Genomic DNA, 20697 nt, shown 5'->3' on the forward strand with positions numbered 1-20697 from the left:
TTGAACAGTTAAAAATATTGCTGCGTGACGGAAAGGAAAGCGTCGCGGCTCTTGAAAAACTGATTGCCGACACGTCAGCCAGGGCCCTACAGGCGGGTCCGGATAGTATATATCTGCTTTACAGTGGAAATACTGATGATATTAAATTATTGAAGACGGCTACCGATATAAGCAATAAAAAAAGAAATGTTCTGGTAATCGCTGATACGCATGTAGGAATGCTTCTTGAGAATGAACTTTTTAAGAGAGTATATTTTTTAGCCCGACGGGATGAATACAGAGCAAATATCCCCGGTTTTAAAGATTTATCCCAGGGTGAACAGTATGATATTTTAAACAGAGATCACGAATTAGCCATAAGCGGAAATGATGCTTCAGGAAAAAGAATCGCCAGCGATTCCATATGGGATCAAGTATCTAAACGCTATGTCGAAGAAGCCTCCGGCAGTTTCCGCATTCTCGCCACAGATGCCTCAGAATTTAGTATTTTCTATCAAACTGAACTCCCCGCTCTTCTTAAAAATCCGAACGTCACCTTTATAGAAGGTATCCCCCGTGAGGCACTGGAAAAAAAGGGTCTTAACGAAGCGTTTGAACATATACAAAATACGGCGCGACTACATATGTTCGGTTCGGATGTCGCCAAAGGTAATATTAACGACTGGCTTGACTATAACACTGAAACTTATGAAACGCCTGACAATATTGATAATCTCAAACGAAACCTGGCGGGAATAAGCGATGAAGAACGGAGCAGCTTTAAAAAGACGGCTGATTTTCTCGCGGAAACAGGGACTAAGCTGGCTAAACATGCGCCTCTGGCGGGTAAACTGCTATTAGGAACATCGCTCGCGATGGCAGCGGCCGAGTCGTCTGCGGCGATGGAGCGTGGCGATAAAGATGAAGCGCTGGCGGTTTGGCTCGAATTTGCCGCGAAAGAGTTTGGCAGCGAAGCCATCGGTATTCTTGCTGGTGTCGCCAGTGGCGCGTTGGCTTCTGCCGCAGGCGCTCCGGCCGCTGTAATTGCTGCGGTTGGTCTGGGTGCGGCTGTTCTGGGTGGGTATATTACCGAAGAGACGGTCGACCAGTACGCTGATTTAATCCGCGACCGGGATGCCAACGGAATCATGGACATTCTGGATCGCATGAAAAATCTGTATTACGGCGTTAATGGGCAGGTTCCCGATCGTCTGCCGCCAGGGTTCACGGCTGAACATCGCTATACGCTGGATACGCGCTCCAGCGCGGCAGCAATGGCGGAGCTGGCAAAAAACAGCCTGGCATACCGTTATGCATTGATTAACCTCAACCCCTTCGTGATTACCGATTTCGACTATCAAGCTTATGCATCCGATCCTGGATATCAGTATGACAGCTATTCACAGCAGTACTGGCAGGATCGGGCGCAAATGGCGTACTGGCGCATTCAGTATCAGCGGCAAGGACTGGATGTCGGTGATGAATTAAATACTTCTGCTGTGAATGGAAACTATGATTTTGTCGATATGAGTACACCGCTCGCCGGCAGTGATTATATGCAGTTAAGTATTGATGGATCAGGTATTTCCGCAAATGACCGGCAAATAATATTCGGCAGTCATAAAGGCGAGAAAATTACCGGTGGAGGAGACAAAGATCGCCTGTATGGCGGCGGCGGAAATGATGTACTGACGGGGGGCGACGGAGAAGACTATATCGAGGGGGGCGAGGGAAATGATGTTTTATTTGGTGGCAGCCGGGAAGATGTTGGAGACGGTGCTGCCGATACCCTCTATGGTGGTGAAGGCTTTAACTCTTTCGTTGTCGATCAACACGATACCATTATTCTCTCAGCAGAAACCGATATAAACGGAGCGGTATTCCTCGCAAATGCAGACGGTGGTCAGGTGGAATTAAAAGAAGCCCGCCATGCAGAAGGCGACCCTGACGGAACCTACAGCGATTATGCCGGAAATAAATATACCTTTGCTGGCGACACCCTGGTTATTAACGGTGGGTTGCGGATCGCTGATTTTAAAAAATGGGCAAGAGCTGAGACCGACTCAGCCGGGAATAAGGTCTGGTCAGCATTAGGTATTACCATCCGGTGTGATGATGAAGAGGAAAATGACGAGGAAGCCTCTTCAGGCACTGGAGAGGGGAAAGACAAAACGCCGGATACCGGAGAGGCGGAAAACATAGATCCGGTGGCGATAGATTTAAATGGTAATGGCGTGGAAACCCTGCCCGGCAGGGGCGTTTATTTTGATTATGGCGGTGACGGCGTCAGGGAACGGAGCGGCTGGGTGGCGGCTAGCGACGGTTTGCTGGCGCGGGATCTGAATGGTGATGGCAAAATCAATAACGGTCGAGAGCTGTTTGGCAACCATACGTTATTGCGGGATGGCAGCAGCGCCAGCAATGGTTTCCAGGCGCTGCAGGAACTGGACGATAATCAGGACGGCGTGCTGGACAGCCGTGACAGGGCCTGGTCGTCGCTGAAAATCTGGCAGGATAAAAACAGCAACGGTCAAACGAATGACGGGGAACTCGTCACACTGGACGAGATCGGGATAGAGGCGATTAACATTCGCTACGCCTCTTCTACCTATAAGGATGCCCAGGGCGAAGAGCACCGGCAGACCAGTACGGTCAGGTGGGCGGACGGCAGGACAACGGACAGTGCGGACGTCTGGTTTAAGACAGATCAATCAGAGCGGGTTCACGTCAATGACGTTCCCCTTACAACCGATGTGATCCAGTTGCCGAACGCCCGAGGGTTTGGCAACGTAGCCGATCTACGTGAAGCAATGGCCCGGGACGATATATTAAAAGCACTGGTCACCGAATACATTGCGGAAACTGACAGTGGCCAAAAAGAAGCGCTGCTGGATCGGCTAATTTACCAATGGGCGGGAGTTCAGGATGTCTCAACAACTCAACTGTATTCCGTTACCGCGCAGCAGGTTGCCTTGCTTGAACAGCTTACCGCGTCCTCATATGAGCACTGGCTTCACGGTTCATATATCGCCTCGGAACCATCAACATTGTTGCTGAAAGAATTTCAGCAGTTCAGAAATTACACCAAAGCGCAGCTACAGGCGCAGACCGTTTTATATGAATACCTGAAAGACGTTGTTTTAACGGGATACAACTCAGGCGTAGCGGGAGTTGTGATTAGCCTGACAGCGGCGGAAGCACTGTTTACCTCACTCTACCAGGCTGGGAAATATAGCCTGCTCACTGAAGTCAGCACCGCGTTAATTAACCTGTCTGTCTATTCCGACTATAACCGGAACAAACTCGCGCAGCTTCGATATGAATTGGTTCAGCGCGAGCCGGAAATGGCCGATTATCTGGCAGACGATAAAACGTTTCAGTATACCGAATCTTCAAATGAGGCTGAGCTTAATCCATCACCGGATAAAGCAGAAAACCAGGACGACTTTTTCACTGGCGGCGATGGCAATGAATCTTTATTCGGCAATACCGAAGCTAATATTCTGAGCGGCGGAAAAGGAAGCGACTATCTGGTTGGCGGGGAGGGGGACGATACCTATCTGTTCAACGCTGGCGATGGTCAGGATGTGATTCACGAATACAGCGGTGATATTGAAGAGAGCTACTTTCTGAATGGCGGGGAAGAAGAAAGCCTCACCAGGGCGACGCTCGCAGGCCAGGATCGACTCCGATTGGGTGTGGGACTGTCGCCTGAGCAGACACTGCTTTGTAGGGACGGGGACGATCTAGTCATAACCTTCCGGGATAGCGATGACCGCGTGACGGTAAAGAATTATTTCAAAGCTGACGAACATAAAGTTGAAACGCTGATGTTTGCCGACGGTACCGTCTGGAACCAGGCCGATGTAGAAACCAAAGTGCTGATGGGGACAGAGGATGATCAAACTCTGGAAGCCTGGCGGGGAGGTAGCGAAATTCATGCCGCTGGTGGGGATGATACGCTTGAAGGCGAGCGGGGAGATGATGTGTTGTTTGGTGATGATGGAGATGACAGGCTGTATGGCGGCGGCGGCAACGATATTCTGTCCGGCGGTGCAGGGAACGACGCACTTTCCGGCGGCTATGGTAATGATACTTATCTGTTCAGTAAAGGTGACGGCAACGACCGTATTTACCGCAGCTATTCTGAGTGGGGAAAGCCAGAGGATCTTAGCCACGACATCCTGCGTTTTGCTGAAGGTATTCTGCCAGAAGAGATAGTGCTGCGACGGGATGGCGGTAACCTGATCGTCGCGCTCCGCGATGGCAGTGACAGCATCCTCGTTGAGGACTACTTTGTTGACCCCCATTCTCTGCTCTCACAGATTATCTTTGCTGACGGTACCGTCTGGGATGCCCCGGAAATCAATGCTGCGACAAGGGTTGTAAAAGATGCCGCGCAAACTCTCTGCGCGACAGCAGACGGCGGTCTTCTTGAGGGGGGAGATAATGATGATTCCCTGAATGGTTCATCCGGTGATGACGAACTCTATGGAAAGCATGGCAATGACTGGCTGAACGGTGGTGCGGGCAACGATATCCTGGCCGGTGGTGAAGGCAGTGATACCTATGTATTCAACGCAGGCGATGGTCAGGATGTTATTGATGATCGAGGCTATGCCGATAAACGTGATAGAAATGTTTTGCGTTTTGGCGAAGGGCTGACGCCGGAAAATACCAGAGTTCAGCGTAGCGGCAGCGATCTCCTCATTACTTTTGAAGGCAGCAATGACAGCATCACAGTCAGAAACTGTTTTGAAACGACGGTATCTTCGCTGGACAGCCTTATTTTTGCCGATGGTTCTTCGTGGGATATTGCCACGATAAAAGCGCAGACGCTGGCCGGGACGGATGACGACGATAATTTGGTCGCTTATCAGGAAGGTAGTGTGATTCATGCTGGCGGTGGAAATGACTGGCTTGAGGGCGCAGAGGGGAACGACAGTCTCTCCGGTGGCGAAGGCGATGATTCGTTGTCAGGTGGGTATGGTAATGACACATTGGCCGGCGGCAAGGGAAACGACTGGCTTGAGGGCGGCGAGGGCAACGACACCTATATATTTAACGCCGGAGACGGGCAGGATGTTATCTGCGAATTGCCCGCGTTCGATGGGGGGAACAATCGACTCTGCTTTGGCAGCGGGTTGCAGGCCGAAGCGGCCACGGTCACTCGCAGCGATGACTCGCTGATTATCGTTTTTCCGGACAGCGGTGACAGTATTACCCTGGATAGATACTTTCTTCAGTACTATCGCCCATATTTTCGAATCATTTTTGCGGATGGCTCTGAATGGGATTATGCCGCCGTTGAGGCATTGACTTTAAAAGGGCGCGACGATGCGCAGACGCTGGAAGCTTTTCAGAACGGCAGTGAAATTCATGCAGCCGGCGGAGATGACACTCTACAAGGGGCTGACGGCAACGATAAGTTATATGGCGATGATGGCGATGATGTCCTGGATGGCGGCTACGGTGACGATCTGCTGGTCGGCGGCGCGGGTAATGATGTTTTGTGTGGTGGAGACGGTAATGACACCTACTTGTTTAACGCGGGAGACGGCCAGGACGAAATCAACGGCGACTGGTATGACGGTGGAGTCGATACGCTGCGTTTTGGCGAAGGACTTTTGGAAAAAGATATAATTACCCGGCGCAACGGCGACCATCTGGTTATCAGCTTCCGCGACAGCAACGACAGCGTGACGATAAATGACTATTTTGGTAAGACCCAGCCGGTAGGGCGTATTGTTTTCGCCGACGGTGCTGTTTGGGACGATACAAACATACATAGCAAGATACTTCGTTATGCAAGATCCGACGAAGCACAATCGCTTTACGCTTATGACGAAGGCAGTGAAATTCACGCGGCGGGCGGTAATGACTCTCTGTACGGCGCCAACGGTAACGATGCGCTGTATGGGGATGATGGCGACGATAAAATATCGGGTGACAATGGAGACGACACATTATACGGCGGGAACGGTAATGATACGCTTTCTGGTGGAACCGGGGATGATTTGCTGGCCGGTGGTGCAGGCGACGATACTCTGAAAGGCGACGAGGGCAGAGATACCCTGTATGGCGATGACGGCAAAGATACGCTGGCTGGCGGCGCTGGAAACGACTGGCTCAGCGGTGGCGCAGGTGATGACCATCTGGATGGCGGGAGTGGCAACGACCAACTGGCGGGAGGCGCAGGTAACGACGTTCTTAAAGGAGGATATGGTAGCGATAGCTATTTGTTCAATACCGGAGACGGCCAGGACACGATTAGCGAAGGCAGCAGCAGCCTCGGCGACAGCGATACCCTACGCTTTGGTGAAGGCATAACGGCGGAAAACGCCATCGTCCAGCGCAGCGGTGATGATTTACTCATCGGCTTGAAAGGTAGTGCGGACAGCGTAAGAGTGGCGAAATATTTCTCTTCGGCGCGGTATCAGGTTGAGCATATTGCCTTTGCTGACGGTACCGACTGGCTGGTCCAGGATATCCTGAACCATACTGAGGATAATATCCCTTTACCCATGCTTCAGCCCGCAACAACTCCGGTTTCGCAGCAGCGGGTACGCGAGCAGATGGCGCTGTTTGTGGCGAATGATGAAGGCGACGATGACTGCGCGTTGAATATGGCGCCATCGCTCAGTACTTCTCGATCATCGGTCAATTCTTTGATGGGTATGTAAAAACCGTTGACCACGTCATTTAGTTAACGCGGAGCTGACCAGCAGGCCGCTCCGCTTTTTTACCTGTATTATTAGCTATTCTTATTGGCAATTAAGATTATAAATTTCCGCTAATGCTCACTGCGCGCTATATTCCCGGCATTGACTCTTTCAGTGGAAATCACTCCCAATGTTATCCTATTACTTTCAGGGCCTTGCCCTGGGAGCGGCAATGATTTTGCCTCTCGGCCCGCAAAATGCGTTTGTGATGAATCAGGGCATTCGCCGCCAGTACCATCTGATGATTGCGCTGCTATGCGCTATCAGCGATTTGCTGCTGATCTGCGCCGGTATATTTGGTGGTAGCGCGCTATTGATGCAGTCTCCGTGGCTGCTGGCGTTGGTAACCTGGGGCGGCGTGGCCTTTTTATTGTGGTACGGTTTCGGCGCGTTAAAAACGGCTTTTAGCAGCAATCTGGAACTGGCCAGTGCGGAAGTCATGAAGCAGGGACGCTGGAAAATCATCGTCACGATGCTGGCGGTGACCTGGCTCAACCCGCACGTTTATCTTGATACTTTCGTGGTGCTCGGCAGCCTGGGCGGACAGTTAGCTATGGAGCCAAAGCGCTGGTTCGCGTTAGGCACCATCAGTGCTTCATTCTTATGGTTTTTTGGTCTGGCTCTGCTGGCTGCCTGGTTGGCCCCGCGTCTGCGCACGGCGAAGGCACAGCGCATTATTAACGTGCTGGTCGGCCTGGTGATGTGGGTGATTGCGCTACAGCTGGCGAAAGACGGCCTGGCGCATGTGCAGATGCTGCTTAACTAAGCCTTGTCCGATGGACTTTCCACGCGTACGCGCTAAGCTTGCAGGCATGCGTCTGTGTATGGACGACCAATGTAAGATGGAGAAACGACAGTGAAGTTAAAAGTCATGGCCCTGGCGGCGGCACTCGGATTTAGCGCAATGGCGGTTCAGGCAAATGAATTGCCGAATGGTCCACATATTGTTACTTCAGGAACCGCCAGCGTTGCTGCGGTTCCTGATATCGCAACCCTGGCGATTGAAGTCAACGTTTCCGCGAAAGACGCGGCATCGGCAAAGAAACAGGCCGATGAGCGCGTGGCTCAGTATCTTTCTTTCCTGGAAAAGAGCGGCATTGGAAAAAAAGATATTAACTCGGCCAACCTGCGCACCCAGCCTGATTATGATTATCAGAATGGCAAAAGCATTCTCAAGGGTTACCGCGCGGTGCGTACCGTTGAGGTCACGCTGCGTCAGTTAGATAAGCTAAACGGCCTGTTGGATGGGGCGTTAAAAGCCGGTCTGAATGAAATTCGCTCCGTGTCGTTGGGCGTTGCGCAGCCGGACTCTTACAAAGACAAAGCGCGTAAAGCGGCGATTGATGATGCTATTCATCAGGCGCAAGAGCTGGCGACAGGCTTCCACGGTAAACTGGGGCCAGTCTATAGCGTGCGTTATCATGTCTCTAACTATCAGCCAAGCCCGATGGTGCGGATGATGAAGGCCGATGCAGCACCGGTTTCTGCCCAGGAAACCTATGAGCAGGCGACGATTCAGTTTGATGACCAGGTTGATGTGGTGTTTGAACTGCAACCGACCCAGCCTACGCCAGCACCCGCTGCGCCAGCGAAACCCGCTGAAGAGCCAAAAGCGGCACAGTAATTCGATTGCCCGGCATTCGTGCCGGGTTTTTTCTGTGACCATCTGTAAAAATGGGAGCACGACAAAAGTCTTTCCCCTGATGAAGTGAGGATATATCCCTGTCCCTTGATGAGGTAAACATGGATATCTTTATTTCGAAAAAAATGCGCAATTTTATTCTGTTGGCGCAGACCAATAACATCGCCAGAGCGGCGGAAAAAATACATATGACCGCTTCCCCCTTTGGCAAAAGCATCGCCGCGCTGGAGGATCAAATTGGCTATACGCTGTTTACCCGCAAAGATAACAGCATCAGCCTGAATAAGGCTGGGCAGGAGCTTTATCAGAAGCTGTTTCCGATTTATCAGCGCTTATCGGCAATTGATAACGAAATCCATCACTCTACGCACCGTTCGCGCAATATTGTCATCGGTATCGACAACACGTATCCCACCATTATTTTTGATCAGCTGATAAGCCTCGGCGATAAATACGATGGCGTCACCGCGCAGGCGGTGGAGTTCAGCGAAAATGGGGTGATTGATAATCTGTTTGACCATCAGCTCGATTTTATTATCTCGCCACAGCACGTTTCCGCTCGCGTTCAGGAGCTAGAAAATCTGACCATCACCGAGCTTGCACCTTTGCGGCTGGGGTTTCTTGTTTCCCGTCGTTACGAAGATAAGCCACCGCAAGAGCTTTTGCGTGAGCTACCCTGGTTGCAAATGCGCTTCCAGAACCGGGCGAATTTTGAGGCGATGCTGGATGCTTATATGCGCCCATGCGGAATTAATCCCACTGTCATCTATCGGCCTTACAGCTTTATGGCCAAGATCAGCGCCGTGGAGCGCGGACAGTTTCTGACGGTGATCCCGCATTTTGCCTGGCGTCTGGTGAACCCGGCGAAGCTGAAGTACTTCGACGCGCCCGGTAGCCCAATGTATATGCAGGAGTATCTCTACTCGCTGAAAAACCATCGCTATACCGCCACGATGCTTCAGCACATTACTGAAGATCGTGACGGCACGGCGAATTAACCGAGCATCGAGCCGTACTCAATTAAGTTACGGTGCAGATCGAACGCGTGGCGGAGGTCGTGATGGATATGCCCGCCGGGCGCATTTTCCAGATAGCGATGCAGGTAGCTCCGATAGAGCGGATGCGCGCAATTTTCGATAATCGTGTACGCCCGCTGTAGCGGCGACAGCCCTCGCAGGTCGGCAATCCCTTGCTCGGTGATGATGACTTTCACGCTGTGTTCGCTGTGATCGACATGGCTGCACATCGGCACTATCGTCGAAATCTTCCCGTCCTTGGCAATTGAGGGGGCCATGAAAATGGAGAGATAGGCGTTGCGCTCGAAATCGCCGCTGCCGCCGATGCCGTTCATCAGATTCACCCCAGCCACGTGGGTGGAGTTGGCGTGACCGTAGATATCAAACTCCAGCCCGACGTTCAGCGCGATTACCCCCAAACGGCGGATGATCTCCGGATTATTGGAGATCTCCTGCGGGCGCAGCACGATGCGGCTGGCGAAGAAATCCATATTGTCGTAAATCTTGTGCAGTGAATCGGCGGAGACCGTCAGGCTGGAGGCGCTGGCCCCGGTGATTTTTCCGCTTTCCAGCAGATGTACCACCGACTCCTGCAAAACCTCTGAATACATCGTAAACGGCGGAATATCCGGGTTTTCGCCAAGCCGCGCCATTACCGCGTTGTTGATATTGCCAACCCCGCTTTGTAGCGGCAGAAACTCAGACGGGATCCGTCCCTGCGCCATCTCATTGAGCAAAAATGTCACTACATTATCGGCGATTTGCTGGCAGAAAGGGTTGCTCTTCTCCAGTGCGTTACCTGCATCGGGCAGCTCGGTCTCCACCACCGCAACAATCTTTTTCGGATCGATCTGTACGTACTGGCTGCCTACGCGATCCATGGTGTGAAAAATAGAGACGCTATTGCGACGCGGCGGCGCGCCGGGGATCACGATATCAGCCAGCTCAGCAACTCGCGGGCTGTGGTAGTGATTAAGCTCAATGATCACTTTTTTCGCCCGCAGCAGCCAGGTTGGCGCATTGCCGATCCCGCTAGAGAGCCAGACTCGTCCATCCGGCGCAATGGCTGAAGCCTCGATCACCGCAACGTCAATATCGCCAAAGAAGCCGTAGTTGACCATCTGCGCCACTTCGCTCAGGTGCAGGTCGACAAATTTCACTCTCCCCTGATTGATTTTTTGCCGCAGACCGGAGGCGGTCTGATACGGTGCGCGCCACGAGACGGCGTCGGCTTCTGATAGGGCATCATCCGCCGCTGCACTAATTGACGCCCCGGTTAGCAAACGAATCTGAAAAGGCTGTTGCATCTGATGCAGTTCGCTGGCGCGGCGGGCAATGGCAGCAGGCAGGGCCTTGGGCGAACCGGCGGGCGTGAACCCGCTGAACGCAACCATCTGGTCATGCTGGATAATCTCCGCCGCTTCATCGGCGCTCATCCGTTTCATTTTGCTCTCCTTAATGGCCGATGAAATTAGGTTTACGTTTTTCCATAAACGCGCTCATGCCTTCCTGATAATCCTCACTGTCGTAAACGGCGCGGCGCATCCCCTGAATACGTTCGAACTCATCGGAATTCATGGTGTGCGCTTCGCCAAGCACGCGCAGCTCTTCCTTTATTACCGTGATGGCCAGCGGCGCTTTTTCCGAGATGTGGTGCGCCATCTGGAGGGTGAAATCCTCCAGCTCTTCAACCTCCACGACGTGGTTGAGAATGCCGACTGCCAGCGCGCGCTGGGCGGTAATCGGCAGGGCGGTGAAAATTAGCTCTTTAACGATATGGAAACCTGCGTCGCGGGTAAGGTTGTGGATGCCGACCAGGTTGTACGGTACGCCGAGGTTGACCGGGGTCATTGAGAAGGTTGAGGTGCTGGCAGAAATAATCAGATCGGAACTCATGATCATCTCAAATGCACCGCCCCAGACGCTGCCTTCAACCATTGAGATCACCGGCTTCGGGTATTTTTGGATCATGCGGGTGATTTGGCGTAGCGGATCGTCATACGAAAGCGGATCGCGCCGCCCGGCGGGCAACTCATGGATATCATGGCCTGCGGAGAATACCTTTGCTCCGCTCGGGGCACGTAAAATAACGCAGCGAATTTCCGGCTTGTTGAGATCGCTTAGCGCCTGCATCAGATCGTCAATAAACACCTTGCTCAGGGCATTGAGCTTGCGGGCGTAGTTGAACTCAATGACCGCAACTTTCTGGATAATTTCAACATTAACATATTGATAAGACATAAATATCCTTGCATTAAAAGTAATGATTCTGGAGAAATTCGCTGATCTGCCGCAGTCCGGTGCGCGGCGAGAGGCTGTTATTTTTGACGGCCTGTAGCGTCTGCTGGAAGTAGTGCTCGAAGTCGGTACGGGCAAAGAGCTGGTGCAGAGCTTCCGTTTCCGTCTGCTTTTGCAGCCACTCCACCGCCTGCTGTTGGCGCAGTTTTTCCAGGCTGCCGCTGGCGGTCAGCGCCGTTCTGAAGTCGAGGATGGCGAGCCAGATTTCTTCGATACCGCGTTTTTCCAGCGCGCTACAGCTCAGAACGTGCGGCTGCCACTCAGCGTATTTGCGGCGCAATATATGTAGCGCGGATTCGTACATATGGCGGGCGATGGCGACGCTGGCGTGGTTATTGCCATCGTCTTTATTAATGACCACCAAATCCGCCATCTCCATAATTCCCTTCTTGATGCCCTGGAGGTCGTCGCCCCCACCGGCGATTTGCAGCGAGATAAAGCAGTCCACCAAGCGGGCGACCTCCGTCTCTGACTGCCCGACGCCGACGGTTTCGACGATCACCACGTCGTAACCCGCCGCTTCGCACAGCAGCATTAATTCACGAGCGCGCTGGCTTGCGCCGCCCAGGTGTCCGCTGGAAGGGACCGGGCGGATAAACGCGCTGTCCGAGCGCGAGAGCTCAACCATCCGGGTTTTATCGCCGAGGATGCTGCCGCCGCTGACCGGACTGCTGGGATCGACTGCAATCACCGCGACCCTTAACCCCTCACGGATTAGCAACATGCCAAAGGTTTCCAGAAAGGTGCTTTTTCCGGCCCCCGGCGTGCCGGTGATGCCCAAGCGCAGCGCGTTACCGGTGAACGGCATAATGGCGTCCAGCAGTTGGGTGCTTAGCGCCTGATGCCGGGAATGCTGGCTTTCTACCAGCGTCATGGCCTGGGCGAGCGTGGCGCGCTCCCCAAGCCGCAGCCGACGGATAGCATCAACAAGAGTGGATTCATTAATCATGATGCTGACTAATCCGGTTCAACACGTCGCGCACGCTCTCCAGCATCGGCGTGCCGGGGCCGTAAATGGCCGCTACGCCATGCTCATGCAGGAAGGCGTAATCCTGCGGCGGGATCACGCCGCCGGCGATGACGCAGATATCATCACGACCCCATTTTTTCAGTGCCGTAATCAGTTCAGGAATCAACGTTTTGTGGCCCGCCGCCAGCGACGACGCGCCAACCACGTGCACGTCGTTTTCCACCGCCAGACGGGCGATCTCATCGGGCGTGGAGAACATCGGGCTGAGATCGACATCGAAGCCGAGATCGGAATAGGCGCTGGCGATCACTTTGGCCCCGCGATCGTGGCCGTCCTGGCCCATCTTGGCGATCAGAATACGCGGACGGCGGCCGTTCTCTGCCAGGAACTGGTCAGTTTGCGCAACAATGGCGTCAAACTCGCCGGCGGATTTATCAGACTGGTGGTAGCTTTGCGCAATGACTCCGGTGACGCACTGGCTGGGCACCAGATAACGGTCAAACGCGGCTTCCAGCGCGTCGGAAATCTCACCGAGCGTGGCGCGAACGCGGGCGGCGTTAACGGCGGCGGCTAGCAGGTTTTCATTATGCTGTGCGGCGTGGGTGAGGGCGCTCAGCGCGGATTTTACTGCCGTATCGTCACGGGTGGCGCGAATACGTTCCAGCGAGGCGATTTGCTCGTTGCGCACCTTAACGTTGTCGATCTCCAGCACCGCCGTTTCGTCCTCTTTCTCCAGCTTGTACTTGTTGACGCCGACGATAACGCGCTTGCCCTGGTCGATCAGCGACTGCTCGCGGGCGGAGGCTTCTTCGATCATCCGCTTCGGCAGGCCCGCTTCGATGGCCTTTGCCATGCCGCCTGCTTCGTCGATCTTTTCGATGATGGCCCGCGCCTGCTTGACGATCTGATCGGTCAGCGACTCCACGTAGTAAGAACCGGCCAGCGGATCGACGGTGCGGCAGATCTCCGACTCCTCCTGAATGATGATCTGCGTATTGCGTGCGATGCGGGCGGAAAAGTCGGTGGGCAAACCGAGCGCCTCGTCGAAGGCGTTGGTGTGCAGCGACTGGGTGCCGCCAAGCGTAGCGCCGAGCGCTTCGATGGTGGTGCGGATCACGTTATTGTACGGATCTTGCTCGGTCAGGCTCCAGCCGGAGGTCTGGCAGTGGGTGCGCAGCGCCAGCGACTTCGGATTGGTCGCGCCAAAACCGCTGACCGCTTCGCTCCACAGATAGCGTGCAGCGCGCAGCATGGCGACGTTCATAAACAGATCCATGCCGATGCCGAAGAAGAACGACAGGCGTGGGGCAAAATCGTCGATTTTCAGCCCGGCGGAGAGCGCGGCCCTGATGTACTCAATCCCATCAGCGAGGGTGAACGCCACCTGCTGCACGCAGTTAGCACCCGCTTCGCCCATGTGATAGCCGCTGATGCTGATGGTGTTAAAGCGCGGCATGTTGTCTGAACACCAGGCGATGATGTCGGCGATAATGCGCATCGATGGCTTCGGCGGGTAAATATAGGTGTTGCGACACAGGTACTCTTTCAGAATATCGTTCTGGATCGTCCCGGTAAGCAGTTCCGGCGCCACGCCCTGCTCCTGCGCCGCCACGATGTAAAACGCCAGCACCGGCAGCACCGCGCCGTTCATGGTCATCGATACGGACATCTTATCCAGCGGGATCTGGTCGAACAGCACCTTCATGTCTTCGACGGTATCGATGGCGACGCCCGCTTTACCAACGTCGCCCGCCACACGCGGGTTATCGGAGTCGTAACCGCGATGGGTGGCGAGATCGAAAGCGACGGAAAGCCCTTTTTGCCCGGCGGCGAGGTTGCGGCGGTAAAAGGCGTTGGACTCTTTGGCGGTGGAGAAACCGGCGTACTGACGGATGGTCCACGGCTGGGCGGTATACATGGTAGCTCGCGGGCCGCGAACGTAAGGTGCCAGGCCGGGAAGCGTGCCAGTGACCTCCAGATTATCGAGGTCGGCTTCGGTATACAGTGGTTTGATGGCAATCCCTTCTGCCGTCTGTTTTACCAAAGACTCAACGGTTTTTTCCCGTCGACTCAGTTCCTTATTGGCGAGTGTCCGCCACTCCTGCAAGTCTGACATTTTGTGCTCCATATTCCACAATTAAAATAAGGTATTGCGAATACGGTGAGCTTTTTAACGATCCTTGTCGCCAGCAAAAAATAGCCATCAATGCGTCGTTTTTTGCCGCATGGAATATTTTATTTTGTGATGTATTTCAAAGACGTGATGTGGAGATGGTGGGTCATGCAGGCCGGATGGATCCGGCCTGCTGGCGAGGCTTAATCTTGTCTTAACACTTTGTGGCCGTAAGCGATCAGCGCATCGGTGACCCGGCGCATCATGCGGCTTTCTGGCGCGAAACGGTGCCAGTAGAGCATCCGGCGCTGGAACAGGCCAGGGGTGAGGTTAATAAGCTCGCCGCTGTTCAGCTCTTTCTCAATCTGCAAGTGCGGGATCATACAGCAGGTTGTCCCCTGACGGGCCAGTTGCACAAAGGCCTCAGAGGAGTTAACGATATGGCAGGGTACGCTACCCGGTGGTAAGTCGAAGTTCTGTTGCAAAAAGGCCTGATGCATATCATCAAGATGATCGAATGCGACTACCGGGGCTTTGAGCAGCGCCGAGCGGGTCACGCCGTTAGGGAAATAGCGTTGTGCAAATTCTTTGGAGGCGACGAACAGGTAGTCCAGAGCCCCGAGCTGATCGACCAGACAGCTTGGCAGCGCCTGCGGCTGGATACTGACTGCACCAACCACTTCGCCACGGCGCAGGCGTTCCTGGGTCCGGGTTTCATCTTCGACCTGCAGGTTCAGACGAATAGGCGAGTCGGAAAGTACGCTGGAAAGCGCGGGCAGCAGCCAGGTCGCCAGGCTGTCGGCGTTGACCGCCAATGACAGCAGCAGCGGCGTAGCACCGGTCTGCTCATCGCCCAGCCACTCTTCTTCCAGCAGCTCAACCTGGCGCAGCAGGGCCAATAGCTTTTGCCCTTGTTCGGTCGGACGCGGCGGGACGGTACGCACCAGCAGCGGCTGCCCAAACATATTTTCCAGCTGTTTGATACGCTGAGAGACGGCGGACTGTGTAATACAAAGCTTCTGCGCGGCGCGCTCAAACCCTCGTTCCCTGATTACCGCGTCCAGCGCTTGTAGTGTTCTGTAGTCCGGTCGTTTCATTGATCTGGCGTACCCCTAGTACTTTTCGTTAACTTGCACTATGACATAAATTTGTTTTTGATGAAGACGAAAAATGATCTACTCAGTTGTGTGATCCCCGTCGCAGGGACAATGGCACCCTTGATGTTCTATAATGCGCCACAGGAATTCACATCTCGGACCATAATCATGACGCAAGATGAACTGAAAAAAGCGGTAGGCTGGGCGGCATTGCAGTATGTACAACCTGGCACCATTGTTGGAGTCGGCACTGGCTCCACGGCGGCGCATTTTATTGATGCGCTGGGCACCATGAAAGGGCAGATTGAAGGCGCGGTTTCCAGCTCTGATGCTTCGACTGAAAAACTGAAAGGCCTCGGCATTCATGTGTTTGATCTCAACGAAGTGGATAGTCTTGGCGTTTACGTTGACGGTGCTGATGAAATCAACGGCCATATGCAGATGATCAAAGGTGGTGGCGCAGCGCTGACGCGTGAGAAGATTATCGCCTCGGTCGCGGATAAGTTTATTTGTATCGCCGATGCGTCTAAACAGGTCGATATTTTGGGCAAATTCCCGCTGCCGGTGGAAGTGATTCCGATGGCGCGTAGCGCAGTCGCGCGTGAACTGGTTAAGCTTGGTGGTCGTCCGGAGTATCGTCAGGGCGTAGTGACCGATAACGGCAACGTGATCCTCGATGTATTTAGCCTGGAGATTCTGGATGCTATCGCGCTGGAAAATGCGATTAACGGCATTCCAGGCGTCGTTACCGTTGGTTTGTTCGCTAATCGTGGCGCTGACGTGGCGTTGATCGGAACCGCCGATGGTGTAAAAACTATCACTAAATAGTCTGATCAGGGGGAGTGAATGGCTCCCTCGTAAATATTTTTTTGTCAGGACGATTTTGGTGACTTCTGTCACATTTATGCGGCGGATGTCATTAACAATCTACCTTTCTTTTACTTTCTGGTGTTTTGTCCTGTCATTTCCCTCTGTGTGATATTTCTTCAGGTCGTCGACGCAAACGTTCATATTGCCGCAATAGTTTTTTTTGATATGTTGCTGAGAAGAACTTTCGTTCCGCACGACATCAGATAAGACAAAAACAGGACGGGGAAATGGCTAAGGTATCACTGGAAAAAGACAAGATTAAATTTCTACTGGTTGAAGGTGTGCATCAAAAAGCGGTGGATAACCTCCGCGCTGCAGGCTACACCAACATCGAATTTCACAAAGGCGCGCTGGACAGCGAAGAGCTGAAAGCGTCGATCCGTGATGCCCATTTCATCGGCCTGCGTTCCCGTACTCACCTGACTGAAGAGATCTTCGCGGCGGCGGAAAAGCTGGTTGCGGTCGGTTGTTTCTGTATCGGTACCAATCAGGTTGATTTGAATGCGGCGGCAAAACGCGGTATTCCGGTGTTTAACGCGCCGTTCTCAAATACCCGCTCTGTTGCTGAACTGGTGATCGGCGAACTGCTACTGATGCTGCGTGGCGTACCGGCGGCAAACGCCAAAGCGCACCGCGGTGTCTGGAACAAATTGGCTGTCGGCAGCTTTGAAGCGCGCGGCAAAAAACTGGGTATTATCGGCTATGGCCATATCGGTACCCAGTTGGGTATTCTGGCAGAATCGCTGGGAATGCACGTTTATTTCTATGATATTGAAAGCAAACTGCCATTAGGTAATGCCACTCAGGTTCAGCATCTCTCTGATCTGTTGAATATGAGCGATGTGGTGAGCCTGCACGTGCCGGAAAACGCCTCCACCAAGAACATGATTGGCGCAGAAGAACTGGCGCTGATGAAACCGGGCGCGCTGCTGATTAACGCCTCTCGCGGTACCGTGGTGGATATCCCGGCGCTGTGCGATGTGCTGGCAAGCAACCACCTGGCAGGCGCAGCGATTGACGTATTCCCGACTGAACCGGCGACCAACACCGATCCATTCAACTCTCCGCTGTGTGAGTTCGACAACGTGATCCTGACTCCGCATATTGGCGGATCAACCCAGGAAGCGCAGGAAAATATCGGTCTGGAAGTAGCTGGCAAGCTGGCGAAGTACTCCGATAACGGTTCAACGCTTTCTGCGGTTAACTTCCCGGAAGTGTCGCTGCCGCTGCACGGCGGTCGCCGTCTGCTGCACATCCATGAAAACCGTCCGGGCGTACTGACTGCTCTCAACCAGATTTTTGCCGCCCAGAGCATTAACATTGCGGCCCAGTATCTGCAAACCACCCCGCAGATGGGCTATGTGGTTATTGATATCGAAGCGGAAGAAGATGTCGCGCAGCAGGCGCTGCAGGCAATGAAAGCGATTCCAGGTACTATTCGCGCACGTTTGTTGTTCTAATCATTTTTTGCCTGTGGGCAGGTTGTTGACCTGCCCTTTTTCTTTTCCGAACCCCCATTTCTGAAATTTCCCGCGCTCATACAAACTCTTTGCGAGGCTTGCCGCAAACGGCGATTAAAGCCGATAGATGTCGTTGTGCCTGAAAGAAAGGGAATTACGATAAGGGCGCAGCATGAGGCTGATACGGGAAAGCCCCTGGCGAAGCTGGGGCTCAATACCCTAAATAATTCAAGTTTCAAGAAGGCGGCAAGTGAGGGAGTCCCCAGGAGCTTACATGAGTAAGTGACTGGGGTGAGCGAGTGAAGCCAACGCACATGCAACTTGAAGTATGACGGGTATAAGAGGAAAGGGACGATGATGAGACTACTCATCATGTTGCTTATCCTGTTAATCATCGCCTGGCCAGCATATTAACAGAGAGGAAGCAGGAGGGAGGTTCGCCTCCCTCACCCTTTACCCGAGAATTTAGGTTAAAAAAAAAGCAATGTCAATGGGGCCGACGCTCTACCAGAGCCAGGTTTTTGCTGGCGTAACCACTGCGGGCAGCGGGATATCCCACTGCTCCGTTGGCAGCGTTTCGACCTGCTGGCAGTCGTGGGCGTAGCCGACCGGCTGTAGATGATACTGCCGCCAGTTTTGCAGCGTCCGGTCATAAAATCCGCCGCCCATTCCCAGGCGCTGCCCAACGGCATCAAACGCCACCAGCGGCGTAATCAGAACATCCAGTTGGCTAAGGGGAAGGACATCGCGCACGTCAAGCTTTGGCTCGCGGATTTTCAAACGATTCACTACCAGGCAGCTGCTCGGATGGTAGTGCAGAAACAGAAGATTACCCGGGCTGAAAGGGTGGAGCACCGGAAGATAAACCTGTTTACCCGCCCGCCACAGTTGCTCAATCAGCGGCTGCGTATCCAGTTCCCCATCAAACGAGAGAAACACTGCAACGGTATGCGCCAGTAAAACCGGTGGATAGGCCATCATTCGGTCAGCGGCCTGAAGGGCAAACTGCGTTTGCTGCTCTGACGTTAATGCGCGTCGACGCAGGCGAGTCTGCTGGCGAATTTGTTGTCGGCTAAGTGGGATATCCGGAATTTGAGTCATACCTGGCTGCCTGAAAAGCGTTACGAGAGCAAAGGAGACGAACGAAGCAAGTGTAATACACCAAGAGGCAAGAGCCGAAAATGAAAACAGGGGGATGGAACGATAAAGAAGGGAATCTCCGAGATGCCGCCGCAGGCTGTAACCCTTGAACCCTTGGTTCAAGGTGAATGTGTCGTCACAGTCTTAAGGCTTCTCGGACGAACCGAGCATGCTCACCAACCGTGGAGCGCCACATTCTTGTGGTATGAAATATCGGCTCAGGGGACTGGCCCGCTTGCAAACATCTCAGAGAAATTTTGTTCTTGCGATTACTCTAACACAGTTAAATGCAAAGTGTTATTCAAACTTCTGCCCGGGTCTTTCGCTTATGCGACCTTGCTCAAGCAACGCTTGTTCAATGGTCTGCTGAAGCATCCGAATACGCTGTTCCATGCTGGCGGCGTAGTCGCGGGTTTTCGCTTTTTCCTGAGCCAATTCGTAGCTGATGTTCAACGCGGCGATGAAAACCAGCTGCTCAGTATTTGTGACTCTAGTGCGTTCTTTTAAATCTTGCAACCGCTGATTCAGGTCGTCAGCTGCCTGGTTTAAGGCATCCCTTTGTTCAGGCGGGCAATTCACTCGTAGTGAACGGCCAAAAATTTGGAGATCTACGGGTTGTGCAGACATGCCACCTTCCTGCTGATTGACTGCGCTGCCTTCACGCCCTGCCCGGGTCTGCGAAGGGGCGACACTATAGCTACCCTGGAATGAAGATACAAGCCCCATTCTGGTTCACCAGGGTCCAAAGTGGTAGCATATCATGAATTCCTCCCAACGATGACGAATGCGCATGTCTATACAGAACGAAATGCCTGGTTACAACGACGTAGACCAGTTACTGAACCAACAAGGGGTGGGATTAACCCCTGCCGAAATGCACGGTTTGATCAGCGGGATCCTGTGCGGTGGCAATAAAGACAGCAGCTGGCAGCCGTTGGTACATGACTTGGCCAACGAAGGTCTTGCTTTTGGTCATGAGCTGGCACAGGCGCTGCGTAACATGCATTCCGCCACCAGCGATGCGCTGGAAGATGACGGCTTTCTGTTCCAGCTCTATTTGCCGGATGGAGACGCGGTGAGCGTTTTCGATCGCGCCGATGCGCTGGCGGGTTGGGTGAACCATTTTCTGCTCGGGTTGGGCGTGACGCAGCCTAAGTTAGATAAGGTCAAAGATGAAACCGGCGAAGCCATAGACGATCTGCGCAACATTGCCCAGTTAGGCTACGACGAGGATGAAGACCAGGAAGAACTGGAAATGTCCCTCGAAGAGATTATCGAGTACGTACGCGTTGCCGCGCTGCTGTGCCACGATACCTTCTCTACGCAAAAGCCCACTGCGCCGGAAGTTCAAAAACCGACATTACACTAATCATTGATTAAATCGTTCAGG

At 53.4% G+C, this 20697-nt stretch carries 13 protein-coding genes, 1 other RNA gene and 1 pseudogene; 7 read left to right on the forward strand and 8 right to left on the reverse strand.

Going from position 1 to position 20697, the window contains the following annotated elements:
• Nucleotides 1–623: 623 nt before the first annotated feature.
• The 4 genes and pseudogenes from HV213_RS33185 to srsR all read left to right on the forward strand — a co-directional run.
• Nucleotides 624–6662 (forward strand): calcium-binding protein, encoded by a 6039-nt coding sequence (locus HV213_RS33185; RefSeq protein WP_228288592.1) that lies wholly within the window; start codon nucleotides 624–626, stop codon nucleotides 6660–6662.
• A 169-nt stretch (nucleotides 6663–6831) separates the two neighbouring features.
• On the forward strand, nucleotides 6832–7467 hold the full coding sequence (gene argO, locus HV213_RS04975) for an arginine exporter ArgO (protein ID WP_181484914.1): 636 nt from the start codon (nucleotides 6832–6834) through the stop codon (nucleotides 7465–7467).
• 90 nt (nucleotides 7468–7557) lie between these two features.
• Nucleotides 7558–8325, forward strand: coding sequence for an oxidative stress defense protein (locus tag HV213_RS04980; RefSeq protein WP_181484915.1), 768 nt, complete (start codon nucleotides 7558–7560; stop codon nucleotides 8323–8325).
• 119 nt (nucleotides 8326–8444) lie between these two features.
• A pseudogene (srsR, locus tag HV213_RS04985) lies at nucleotides 8445–9393 on the forward strand (LysR family transcriptional regulator SrsR); the annotation flags it as partial.
• Here srsR and HV213_RS04990 read toward each other — a convergent pair.
• The 5 genes from HV213_RS04990 to argP form a co-directional block, all read right to left on the reverse strand.
• A complete protein-coding gene (locus tag HV213_RS04990) occupies nucleotides 9338–10804 on the reverse strand; it encodes an acetyl-CoA hydrolase/transferase family protein (RefSeq protein WP_442788142.1) in 1467 nt (488 codons plus the stop codon). The pseudogene srsR and the gene HV213_RS04990 sit on opposite strands and share 56 nt — an antisense overlap.
• Nucleotides 10805–10814: 10 nt before the next feature.
• Complete coding sequence (gene scpB, locus HV213_RS04995) at nucleotides 10815–11600, reverse strand: methylmalonyl-CoA decarboxylase (protein WP_181484916.1); 786 nt, start codon at nucleotides 11598–11600, stop codon at nucleotides 10815–10817.
• A 13-nt stretch (nucleotides 11601–11613) separates the two neighbouring features.
• Nucleotides 11614–12606: a methylmalonyl Co-A mutase-associated GTPase MeaB gene (meaB, locus tag HV213_RS05000; RefSeq protein ID WP_181484917.1), complete on the reverse strand. Its 993-nt coding sequence runs from the start codon at nucleotides 12604–12606 to the stop codon at nucleotides 11614–11616.
• A complete protein-coding gene (gene scpA / locus HV213_RS05005; protein ID WP_181484918.1) occupies nucleotides 12599–14743 on the reverse strand; it encodes a methylmalonyl-CoA mutase in 2145 nt (714 codons plus the stop codon). Before scpA ends, meaB begins: the two co-directional genes overlap by 8 nt.
• A 200-nt stretch (nucleotides 14744–14943) precedes the next feature.
• Nucleotides 14944–15837 carry a DNA-binding transcriptional regulator ArgP gene (gene argP / locus HV213_RS05010; protein ID WP_110276731.1) on the reverse strand — a complete coding sequence of 298 codons (894 nt, stop codon included), beginning with the start codon at nucleotides 15835–15837 and terminating at the stop codon, nucleotides 14944–14946.
• A 168-nt stretch (nucleotides 15838–16005) separates the two neighbouring features.
• On the opposite strand from argP, the gene rpiA reads away from it, so the two are divergent.
• The gene (gene rpiA, locus HV213_RS05015; RefSeq protein WP_181484919.1) at nucleotides 16006–16665 is read left to right on the forward strand and encodes a ribose-5-phosphate isomerase RpiA; all 660 of its coding nucleotides are present in this window, start codon (nucleotides 16006–16008) and stop codon (nucleotides 16663–16665) included.
• Between the two features lie 269 nt (nucleotides 16666–16934).
• A complete protein-coding gene (gene serA, locus HV213_RS05020) occupies nucleotides 16935–18167 on the forward strand; it encodes a phosphoglycerate dehydrogenase (protein ID WP_181484920.1) in 1233 nt (410 codons plus the stop codon).
• Between the two features lie 504 nt (nucleotides 18168–18671).
• Here the strand turns inward: serA and HV213_RS05025 are convergent.
• From HV213_RS05025 to zapA, 3 genes are all read right to left on the reverse strand, one after another.
• Nucleotides 18672–19268 carry a 5-formyltetrahydrofolate cyclo-ligase gene (locus tag HV213_RS05025; RefSeq protein WP_181484921.1) on the reverse strand — a complete coding sequence of 199 codons (597 nt, stop codon included), beginning with the start codon at nucleotides 19266–19268 and terminating at the stop codon, nucleotides 18672–18674.
• Nucleotides 19269–19379: 111 nt separating this feature from the next.
• A non-coding RNA gene (ssrS, locus tag HV213_RS05030) (6S RNA) lies at nucleotides 19380–19563 on the reverse strand.
• A gap of 41 nt (nucleotides 19564–19604) precedes the next feature.
• Nucleotides 19605–19934, reverse strand: coding sequence for a cell division protein ZapA (gene zapA / locus HV213_RS05035; RefSeq protein WP_110276727.1), 330 nt, complete (start codon nucleotides 19932–19934; stop codon nucleotides 19605–19607).
• A gap of 163 nt (nucleotides 19935–20097) precedes the next feature.
• On the opposite strand from zapA, the gene HV213_RS05040 reads away from it, so the two are divergent.
• The gene (locus tag HV213_RS05040; protein ID WP_181484922.1) at nucleotides 20098–20676 is read left to right on the forward strand and encodes a YecA/YgfB family protein; all 579 of its coding nucleotides are present in this window, start codon (nucleotides 20098–20100) and stop codon (nucleotides 20674–20676) included.
• The last annotated feature ends 21 nt before the right edge of the window (nucleotides 20677–20697 follow it).

It is taken from the genome of Klebsiella sp. RHBSTW-00484, from assembly GCF_013705725.1.
Taxonomy (GTDB): Bacteria; Pseudomonadota; Gammaproteobacteria; order Enterobacterales; family Enterobacteriaceae; genus Klebsiella.

Coding starts and splice junctions, on each gene's coding strand:
- HV213_RS33185 (WP_228288592.1), top strand. CDS start 624: ATGTTCGGTTCGGATGTCGCCAAAGGTAATATTAACGACTGGCTTGAC.
- argO (WP_181484914.1), top strand. CDS start 6,832: ATGTTATCCTATTACTTTCAGGGCCTTGCCCTGGGAGCGGCAATGATT.
- HV213_RS04990 (WP_442788142.1), bottom strand. CDS start 10,804: ATGAAACGGATGAGCGCCGATGAAGCGGCGGAGATTATCCAGCATGAC.
- scpB (WP_181484916.1), bottom strand. CDS start 11,600: ATGTCTTATCAATATGTTAATGTTGAAATTATCCAGAAAGTTGCGGTC.
- meaB (WP_181484917.1), bottom strand. CDS start 12,606: ATGATTAATGAATCCACTCTTGTTGATGCTATCCGTCGGCTGCGGCTT.
- scpA (WP_181484918.1), bottom strand. CDS start 14,743: ATGTCAGACTTGCAGGAGTGGCGGACACTCGCCAATAAGGAACTGAGT.
- argP (WP_110276731.1), bottom strand. CDS start 15,837: ATGAAACGACCGGACTACAGAACACTACAAGCGCTGGACGCGGTAATC.
- rpiA (WP_181484919.1), top strand. CDS start 16,006: ATGACGCAAGATGAACTGAAAAAAGCGGTAGGCTGGGCGGCATTGCAG.
- serA (WP_181484920.1), top strand. CDS start 16,935: ATGGCTAAGGTATCACTGGAAAAAGACAAGATTAAATTTCTACTGGTT.
- HV213_RS05025 (WP_181484921.1), bottom strand. CDS start 19,268: ATGACTCAAATTCCGGATATCCCACTTAGCCGACAACAAATTCGCCAG.
- zapA (WP_110276727.1), bottom strand. CDS start 19,934: ATGTCTGCACAACCCGTAGATCTCCAAATTTTTGGCCGTTCACTACGA.
- HV213_RS05040 (WP_181484922.1), top strand. CDS start 20,098: ATGTCTATACAGAACGAAATGCCTGGTTACAACGACGTAGACCAGTTA.